The sequence below is a fragment of the Streptomyces niveiscabiei genome (genome assembly GCF_001419795.1).
Taxonomy (GTDB): Bacteria; Actinomycetota; Actinomycetes; order Streptomycetales; family Streptomycetaceae; genus Streptomyces; species Streptomyces niveiscabiei.
Window position 1 is genome coordinate 1 of record NZ_LIRL01000232.1, and the last position, 8,686, is coordinate 8,686.

The following is an 8,686-nucleotide window of genomic DNA, read 5'->3' on the forward strand; positions in this document are numbered from 1 at the left end:
TCGGCGGCGGCGCGGCCTTCCTGCTGCTGACCTCGGCGATCCAGCGGGGGTCGGTGACCGCGGCCACAGCCGGGATGGTGATCGGGGAGACGGTCGGGCCCGCGGCCGTCGGCGTGATCTGGCTGGGGGACCGGACGCGGGACGGGCTCGGATGGCTCGCGGCGCTGGGGTTCGGGGTGGCCGTGGCGGGCGCGCTGGCGCTGGCGCGGTTCGGGGAGGCGCCGGCGCGGACTCCCACGTCACAGGCGTCGCAGTAGACTCGGCCGACGTGGCGGACACCCAGTACGAAGACCTGTTGCGACACGTGCTCACCTCCGGTACGGCCAAGGCCGACCGGACCGGCACCGGTACCCGGAGTGTCTTCGGACACCAGCTGCGCTACGACCTCGCGCAGGGGTTCCCCCTGATCACCACCAAGAAGGTGCACCTCAAGTCGATCGTGTACGAGCTGCTGTGGTTCCTGCGCGGCGACTCCAACGTCCAGTGGCTCCAGGACAACGGCGTCACGATCTGGGACGAGTGGGCCGACGCGGACGGCGAACTCGGTCCCGTGTACGGCGTCCAGTGGCGCTCCTGGCCCACGCCGGACGGCGGCCACATCGACCAGCTCACCGAGGTCCTCGACACGCTGCGCCGCGACCCCGACTCGCGCCGGATCATCGTCTCCGCGTGGAACGTCGCCCAGCTCTCCGAGATGGCCCTCGCGCCCTGCCACGCGTTCTTCCAGTTCTACGTCGCCGACGGCCGCCTCTCCTGCCAGCTCTACCAGCGCAGCGCCGACCTCTTCCTCGGCGTCCCCTTCAACATCGCGAGCTACGCGCTGCTGACGCACATGGTCGCGCAGCAGACGGGCCTCGAACCGGGTGACTTCATCTGGACCGGCGGGGACTGCCACATCTACGACAACCACGTCGACCAGGTGACGGAGCAGCTCTCCCGTACGCCGCTGGACTTCCCCCGCCTCGACCTGCGCCGGGCCGACGACCTCTTCTCGTACACCTACGACGACATCCAGGTGACCGACTACCGGCACCACCCCGCCATCAAGGCGCCGGTCGCGGTATGAGCGTCGGACTCATCTGGGCGCAGTCCCTGGACGGCGTGATCGGCGCGGACTCCACGATCCCCTGGCGGCTGCCCGAGGACCTGGCCCACTTCAAGGCGACGACCCTGGGCCACCCCGTCGTGATGGGCCGCCGCACCTGGGACTCCCTCCCGCCGCGCTTCCGGCCCCTCCCCGGCCGCCGCAACATCGTCCTCACCCGCGACGCCTCCTGGACAGCGGACGGCGCGGAACGCGCGGCCTCCCTCCCCGAGGCCCTCGCCTCGGCGCCGGACGCGTGGGTCATCGGCGGCGGCGAGATCTACCGGGCGGCCATGGAGTTCGCCTCGCGGCTCTCGGTCACGGAGATCGACGTACAGGTGACGGGCGACACGTACGCGCCCGCGCTGGACGAGTCGTGGCGGGTCGCCGAGGAGAGCGACTGGCTGACCTCTGCGACGGGGCTGCGGTACCGGATCCTGGAGTACGTCCGCTAGCGGACAGAACCTGACCTACAGGGGCCCTAGCGTCACCGGGAACCCAGGAGGTCACAATGTCCGTCAAGCCGATCCCCGACGGCTACACCACCGTCACGCCGTGGCTCATCTCCCGCGACACCGTCCAGCTCATCGCCTTCCTGAAGCGCGCCTTCGACGCCGAGGAACTCTCCTGCCTCAAGGGCGAGGACGGCTCCGTCGCCCACGCGGAAGTCCGCATCGGCGACTCCGTCGTCATGCTGTTCGACTCCCGCCCCGAGTGGCCCCCCACCCCCGGCTTCCTCCGCCTGTACGTCGAGGACGCCGACGCCGTCCACCGCCGTGCCGTCGCGGCGGGCGGCACCTCCGTCACCGAGGTCACCCACCTCTTCTTCGGCGACCGGGTGGGCCGCGTCCGCGACCCCCTCGGCAACCTCTACTGGATCCAGACCCGCGTGGAGGACCTCACCCTGGAGGAGATGGAACCCCGCCTCACCGACCCGGAGTTCACGAAGGCCATGGAGTACGTCCAGAGCGCGAACTTCTTCCCGGGCCGCGAACCGGACGCCGGCTGACACGCAGGGGACCGAGCGACAACGGAGGCTGCTCCGCCCGACTCGGGTTCACCAGTCGGGTCTGATCGGAATGAGCGCCGCGAGGGCGACCACGATGTCGCGGGGTCGAGCGCGCCGCCGTGCTCGGTCCGCCAAGGCATCAAACGGCACAAGCTGTAGGCGGCTGCGAGACCCATGCCGTGAGCTCGGCCAGATGCTCCCGCTGTAACCCGAGACGCGCGGCGGGCTGAATGAGGAGGGTCGCCATCCCCCTGGCGGTGCGCTCCGCCGCCCAGGCGTGGTCGAGGCTGGTGAAGTCGTCATCGATCCAGACCGCAGGGGTATCTGTCAGCCAGGCGTCGACGTGATCGCGTTTCCACAGGTAGCCGTTGGGGTGGCTGGTGGTGATCCGGGGCCGCGGCAGGTCGATGTACGGCAAGGCCGGGAGACCCAGGAGAGGCCCGATGAGGGTGGCGGCGTCCTGTCGCCAGCTGGTGCACCAGACGGGGGTGACCAGGCCGGTGCGGATGACGTCCATGAGCAGGCGGCCGTGGTCGGGGTTGAGCCAGACGGTGACCGGGTCGTCGGCGCTGCGGCCGAGGGGGACGACGTCGTGGCGGGCGTGGGTGGCCGGGGTCGAGCCGTCCTCGCCGGGGAAGGGGATGAGGACGCCGTCGATGTCGAGGAGCAGGTAGGGCGGGCGCATCGGTCCTCCACGGGCGGTCAGAGCTTGCGGGCGCGGATCAGCAAGGTGGTGGGCCAGTGGCCCATGCGGGGGTCGTGGAACTCCTGGGCCGAGGCGAGCCAGAAGCCGGCCTGGCTGAGGTGTTTGTCCCAGCGGTTGGTGTCGAACTCCCAGCGGGCGATGGGGAGCCGGGTGCGGTCGGGGAGAGTGACGAAGTCGCGGCGGGACCGGTCGTCGCCGGAAGGGCTGCGGCCACCGCGCTGCGGGTGCGGAACGGAGAAGGCGAGCACCCGGCCGGGCGTGAGGTGCCGGGCGATGGCCGGGAGCAGGAGTTCGGGGGCGACAAGACCGACGGCGCCGAAGACGGAGTAGATCGCGTCGTACGGCTCGTCGGAGGCGTGCAGGTGGTGCAGGGCGTGGCTGGTGACGAGGGTGAGGTTGTTCAGCCGTCCGTAGTGGGCGCGGGCGCGGTGGACCTGGAGCCCGGCCAGGTCGACGCCGGTGACGTGTGCGCCGTGGCGTCCGGCGAGGTGGGCGGCGTTGTGGCCGGCGCCGCAGCCGAGTTCCAGCAGCCGCTTGCCGTGCAGGTCAGGGCCGAGGATCTCGGCGCCGGGGCCCTGGCCGGGCTTCGTGGTCCATTCCATCCGGGCGGGTACGGGGAGAGGGCCGGTGGCGGGGTGCTGGAGGGCGTGGGCGTGCCAGGGGGATGCCTGGCCGTGCACGTCAGATGTCCAGGAGGCGGAGTACGTCGGTGAGGTGGCGGCGTACGGCCTTGGCGTAGGCGGGGTCGGTGGCCGGGTCGTTGATCCAGCGGACGGCCTGGTCCATGAACCACTCGACGGCCCACATGCGGTGCCAGCCCAGCGCCCAGTTCTCGGCGGTGAGCCCACCGCGCGGGGCGAGGGCGTCGGGGGTGCCGCCGGCGGTGACGTACTGCTCCAGGAGGACGCGAAGGCGTACGGGGTCGGGGGCGTCGATGGTGCCGTGCCAGCTGGCGAGGTCGAGCAGGCCGGGGCCGGTGAAGGCGCGGGCGAGGTCGAGCAGCCGCCAGCCGCGCTCGCCGATGTGGAGGCTGGTGGGGTGGAACTCGGAGTGCGCCCAGCCGAACGGTTCCAGCGTCGCTCCGGCCGAGCGGGCGTCGGCGGCCCGGGCGATCCTGCCGAGCGTGTCCTCGACGTCGTCGGCGTCCTGCCACCGGTCGGCCTTGCGGAGCCGTTGGAGGTGCTCCAGCGCCAGGGTCGGCAAGGTGCGCAGCCGCTCCTGGTCGAGGACGGGCAGGGAGGCGGCCGTACGGGTGCTGTGCAGGGCCACGGCCGCGGCGACTCCGTCCAGGTCGTCGGCGTCGCGGACGGACGGTCCGAGGTCCTCCATGAGCATGCCGAGCCAGCCGTCCAGGACGGCGGAGGCGTGGACCTGGGGGACGGGGACGCCGAGGGTGCGGGCCAGGCGGAGAGCCTGGTCTTCGCTGTCGAAGGGCTTCTTGGCGTACTTGAAGACGGCCGTGGAGCCGTCGGGGAAGGTGACGCGCTCGACCCCGGACATGGACCACACGCGTACCTCCTCCCGTGCTGCGGTGGCCTGGCCGACCATGGTGAGCAGGTTGTCGAGGAGTTCGGCGCTGGGGTTCGCGGTCATGCAGAGGCTCCAGGGGGAGGGGGTGAGCCGGATGCGTCGGCTCACCCCGGGGCTTACGCAGCGGGGTTCACGCGGTGGGCGCGGACCTGCTCGATCCAGCCCGCCTTGAACGCGGCGAGGTCGTCACGGAAGTCGGCCATCGAGGCACCGTAGGGCGCGACCACGCCGCCGGTCTGGTCCGGCACGGACTGGCAGCCGTGCACGAGCCGGCCGCCGAGCGCGGCGTGGGCCTTGACGGACTCGATCCGGCGGTGCTCGTTGAACCAGCCGCCGTGGTAGACCTCGTCGAGCATCCCGCCCGTCTCGTCGTCCAGGTCGAAGACGACGGAGGTGGCCGCCGGGAAGAACCAGCAGGGGCCGACGTTGGAGATGTGCCCGTCGAGCTCGACCTTGTTGAGCGCCATCAGTGTGGCCGCCTCACGGAGCATCCGCAGGTGGTCGGCGGTGATCTGCGGCAGAGCGAGGCCGGTCAGGTGCTCGTCGCGGAACAGGTACGCGTACACCTCGTGGGCGGTGGCCAGGACGCGGGCGGCGTCCGGGGTGGACTCGGCGTGGGCCTTGATGAAGTCGAGCGCGAGCTGCTCGACCGCGCTCTCGGTGGTCTCGTCCACGTCCAGGAGCTGGGACTTGACCAGCTCCCAGTCCACGACGAGCCAGGTGTTCGACTCGAAGCGGAAGAAGTACTCGGCCGGGTCGATGGTGATGCGCGGGCCGTCGACGCGGATGCCGGGCAGGCGGCTCCAGCGCGGGTCGAACGGGTCGGGGAGTACGACCGTGATGGCCTTGGTGTCGATGGTGGTCACCGTGTCTCCGTCTCTGATCGGCCGGGTCCGGGCACAGGAATGCCCGAACCCCGTGTGGGCGTACGGAACTTCGAGGGCCGCCCGGCCGAAGGGGGAGCCTGGTCACGCTGTCGGACCGAGGCCGGGCGGCTGATGATTAGTGAACCTTCCGTCACGCACAGTGGGTACGGTGAGAGGGAGTTGAAGCGGTATACGCGGTTTACAGTCCCGGACGGGAGGCGAGCGTGGCAGCACCGAGAGACCCCAACTCCCGCCTGCGCGACACCATTTCCGCGACCGGCTGCACCTACGAGGCCCTCGCCAGAGACGTACGGCGTATCGCCGCCGAGAACGGCGAGATCCTCCTCACCAACAAGTCGGCCATCTCGCACTGGGTGAACGGCACCCGCATGCCTTCGGGTCGGGTGGACCAGTACCTGGCCGAGGCGCTGTCGCGTCGGGCGGGACGCGTGATCACCCTGACCGAGATCGGACTCCAGGCCGGTGACGCCGATACGCCGGCCGAATCCGATCCCGTCCTCGCCGCCACCGACCTGGGCCGCGCCGACGTCGAACGCCACCGCTTCCTCGCGATCGCCGCCTTCACCACCACCGGCGTCGCCATGCCACTCGCCCACGACCACGAGGCCACCGCCCGCATGCTCCGCGCCCGCACCGGCACGTCCCTGGTCGGCGCGGAGGATGTGGACGTCGTACGCCAGATCACCGCGGCTTTCAGCGCCGCCGACGAGCGCCTCGGCGGCGGACACGGACTGACCACCGTCAGCGCCTACCTCGCCGATACTGCCGCGCCCATGCTGCGCGGGCGCTTCCCCAGCGAGCCGTTACGCCGGGCCGCGTTCGGCGCGGTCGCTGAACTCGCCTACCTCGCAGGGTGGAAGCACCACGACCTCGGCCAGGAAGGTGCCGCCCAGCGCTACTACCAGGTCGGCTACCAACTCGCCTGTGAAGCCGACCCCCACGGCCACGCCGCCTGGATGATGCGGGCCCTGGCTCACCAGGCCTTGAGTCTCAAGCAGCCCCACCACTGCGTCGACCTCGTCGAAGGCGCCCTGCGATGCGGCCTCGGCCACGTCGACGGCCAGACCGAAGCCCTCCTCCACATCACCCACGCCCGCGCCTACGCAGCCGTGAAGGAGCACCCTTCGGCCGCGCGCGCCCTGCTCGCCGCCGAAGACGCCCTCCTCCGCGGCGATGGCCCCCAGCCCAGCTACTCCCGTGTCAGCGGCCCAGCCGCGGGCACCGTGGCCAGCCACACCGCCCGCACCCTGACCGACCTCGCCGATCACACCGGCACCGAACAGCAGCACCGAGACGCCCTCACCCGCTGGGACCCAGAGAAGTACAAGCGCGTCCACGCCCTCACCCATGCAGACCTCGGCGACAGCCTCGCCGCCCAGGCCCGCGCCGACGAAGCCGTCGCCGCCTGGACCCAGGCCCTGGTCCTCATGGAGGGAATGACCTCCGACCGCACCCGCAAGGCGATCACGTCGATCCGCTCCACGCTCGCGGTCTACCGACGTCGCCGTGTTCCCGGCGCTGCCGATCTCGCCCGCCGAGCCCGCGAGGCCCTCGCCTAACATGCCCGACAACCCGCCCGACGAAGGGAACACCGTGACTCAGCGGACCGACGACCAGGCGAAGGCCCTCAAGCCGGCGTTCGAATCGATGACCCTGCTGGTCGCCGCCGTCATCGTCCACGACAAGGCCAGCAACCGTGTCGTCCTCCTCCAGCGCAGCGAGAACGCGAAGTTCGCCCAGGGAATGTGGGACCTGCCCGTCGGCAAGAGCGAACCGGGCGAACCCGTCACGGAGACCGCCGTCCGCGAGCTCTACGAGGAGACCGGCCTCACGGTGAAGCCCGAGTCCCTCAAGGTCGCCCACATCATCCACGGTGCCTGGGGCGTCGAAGCCCCCAACGGCTTCCTCACGGTCGTCTTCACTGCTCACGAGTGGGCGGGCGAACCCGAGAACCGTGAACCCCGCAAGCATTCTCAGGTCCGCTGGGTCGACGCCGACGACATTCCCGACAACTTCGTCGAGACCACTTCCAGTGCCCTCCACGGCTACCTCACCGAAGGGCCCCAGGTGTCCCTGGACGGCTGGGAATAGGAGTTAGTCGCCAGGCGCCCGGAACGGGCAGGGAGAGAACACGGCTGACCGGCATTCACAGCTCGATCAACTCCTGCCGAGGCTCGTCCCGAGGTGGGCCCGCGTCGCGGCGCGCCGCCGCGCGGCGCACCAGGAGCACCCCGCCCGCACCGAGCACCACCCCGACAACCCCCGGCACCACCCACCACCCCGGGTCGGAGCCCGGCGCCGAGGGGGTGGCGCCTGGGAACACGCCCTCCCGCTCCCACCGCTCGTAGGCGGAGCGTGGCGCCGGATGCCAGCGGACGTCCGCGTCCTCGAACTCCGGCGCGACGTCCCGCCGTATCCACGGGGTGCCGTCGTCCGCGAGGATCACCTGGTCCGTCTGCTCGACGGCCACGGCCCCACTCGGCGGCAGATCGTCCTGCGGCCAGCCGCCGACCCCGCTGCGGCCCCGGACGACGGTGAGCCGGACGGGGGGATGGTGGCCCTCGTCCCAGCTCGAAGGCACGGGAACCGTCCCTGTGTAGGTCGGGTCGAGGAGTTCCCGGAGCCGGTCGAAGAGGGGTTCGCGGGAGCGGATGGCCAGGGTCCGCCCGGACGTGCCGTCGATGAGCATCGCCACATCGGGCGTATCCGCGGCGGCGGCCCCGGTGGTGAGGAGCGAGGACAGCGCGAGTGCCAGTACCGCGATCCGTCTCATGGGACCCCCCTCCCGACACCTCCCGCATACCCCACCCGTTCCGAACCTCCCCCCGGAACCTGAGAGAATGCACCCATGGCCTCTGCTCGTCCTCGTGTGCTCTCCGGCATCCAGCCCACCGCCGGCTCGTTCCACCTCGGCAACTACCTCGGCGCGGTGCGCCAGTGGGTGGCGTTGCAGGAGTCGTACGACGCGTTCTACGCGGTCGTGGACCTGCACGCGATCACGGTCGCGCAGGACCCGGCGGAGCTGCGGGCGAACACGCGGCTGGCGACGGCGCAGCTGCTCGCGTCGGGCCTCGACCCGGAGCGCTGCACGCTGTTCGTGCAGAGCCATGTCCCGGAGCACGCGCAGCTCGCGTGGGTGATGAACTGCCTGACGGGCTTCGGCGAGGCGTCGCGGATGACGCAGTTCAAGGACAAGTCGGCGAGGCAGGGCGCGGACGGCGCGAGCGTCGGCCTGTTCACGTACCCGATCCTCCAGGTCGCGGACATCCTGCTGTACCAGGCGAACGAGGTGCCGGTCGGCGAGGACCAGCGCCAGCACATCGAGCTGACCCGGGACCTCGCGGAGCGTTTCAACGGCCGGTTCGGGGAGACGTTCACGATCCCGAAGCCGTACATCCTCAAGGAGACGGCGAAGATCTACGACCTCCAGGACCCGGCGGTCAAGATGAGCAAGTCGGCGTCGACGCCGA

General features: G+C 71.0%; 11 protein-coding genes and 1 pseudogene. 7 read left to right on the top strand and 5 right to left on the bottom strand.

Going from position 1 to position 8,686, the window contains the following annotated elements:
• The 4 genes and pseudogenes from AOK24_RS12715 to AOK24_RS12730 form a co-directional block, all read left to right on the top strand.
• Positions 1-257, top strand: a pseudogene (locus AOK24_RS12715) (hypothetical protein); the annotation flags it as partial.
• Between the two features lie 11 nt (positions 258-268).
• The gene (locus AOK24_RS12720) at positions 269-1,066 is read left to right on the top strand and encodes a thymidylate synthase (protein ID WP_055720173.1); all 798 of its coding nucleotides are present in this window, start codon (positions 269-271) and stop codon (positions 1,064-1,066) included.
• A complete protein-coding gene (locus AOK24_RS12725; RefSeq protein WP_055720174.1) occupies positions 1,063-1,539 on the top strand; it encodes a dihydrofolate reductase in 477 nt (158 codons plus the stop codon). The genes AOK24_RS12720 and AOK24_RS12725 overlap by 4 nt, the downstream gene beginning before the upstream one ends.
• 56 nt (positions 1,540-1,595) lie before the next feature.
• Complete coding sequence (locus tag AOK24_RS12730; protein WP_055720175.1) at positions 1,596-2,093, top strand: VOC family protein; 498 nt, start codon at positions 1,596-1,598, stop codon at positions 2,091-2,093.
• A 139-nt stretch (positions 2,094-2,232) separates the two neighbouring features.
• Here AOK24_RS12730 and AOK24_RS12735 read toward each other — a convergent pair whose 3' ends face one another.
• The 4 genes from AOK24_RS12735 to AOK24_RS12750 are packed head-to-tail and all read right to left on the bottom strand — an operon-like array spanning position 2,233 to position 5,195.
• A complete protein-coding gene (locus AOK24_RS12735) occupies positions 2,233-2,778 on the bottom strand; it encodes an HAD domain-containing protein (protein WP_055720176.1) in 546 nt (181 codons plus the stop codon).
• 17 nt (positions 2,779-2,795) lie between these two features.
• Positions 2,796-3,479 carry a class I SAM-dependent methyltransferase gene (locus AOK24_RS12740; protein ID WP_055720177.1) on the bottom strand — a complete coding sequence of 228 codons (684 nt, stop codon included), beginning with the start codon at positions 3,477-3,479 and terminating at the stop codon, positions 2,796-2,798.
• A gap of 1 nt (position 3,480) precedes the next feature.
• Positions 3,481-4,392, bottom strand: a complete 912-nt coding sequence (locus AOK24_RS12745) for an aminoglycoside phosphotransferase family protein (RefSeq protein WP_055720178.1) — start codon at positions 4,390-4,392, stop codon at positions 3,481-3,483.
• Between the two features lie 53 nt (positions 4,393-4,445).
• The gene (locus tag AOK24_RS12750) at positions 4,446-5,195 is read right to left on the bottom strand and encodes a hypothetical protein (protein WP_055720179.1); all 750 of its coding nucleotides are present in this window, start codon (positions 5,193-5,195) and stop codon (positions 4,446-4,448) included.
• 224 nt (positions 5,196-5,419) lie between these two features.
• On the opposite strand from AOK24_RS12750, the gene AOK24_RS12755 reads away from it, so the two are divergent.
• Positions 5,420-6,775, top strand: a complete 1,356-nt coding sequence (locus tag AOK24_RS12755) for an NsdA family TPR-like regulatory protein (RefSeq protein ID WP_055720180.1) — start codon at positions 5,420-5,422, stop codon at positions 6,773-6,775.
• A 1-nt stretch (position 6,776) separates the two neighbouring features.
• Positions 6,777-7,307 carry an NUDIX domain-containing protein gene (locus AOK24_RS12760; RefSeq protein WP_055720181.1) on the top strand — a complete coding sequence of 177 codons (531 nt, stop codon included), beginning with the start codon at positions 6,777-6,779 and terminating at the stop codon, positions 7,305-7,307.
• 55 nt (positions 7,308-7,362) lie between these two features.
• Here the strand turns inward: AOK24_RS12760 and AOK24_RS12765 are convergent, their stop codons facing one another.
• On the bottom strand, positions 7,363-7,989 hold the full coding sequence (locus AOK24_RS12765; protein ID WP_063799437.1) for a hypothetical protein: 627 nt from the start codon (positions 7,987-7,989) through the stop codon (positions 7,363-7,365).
• Positions 7,990-8,064: 75 nt separating this feature from the next.
• Here AOK24_RS12765 and trpS point away from each other — a divergent pair.
• Positions 8,065-8,686: tryptophan--tRNA ligase (trpS, locus tag AOK24_RS12770; protein ID WP_063799438.1), on the top strand; the 622-nt coding region annotated here is incomplete at its 3' end.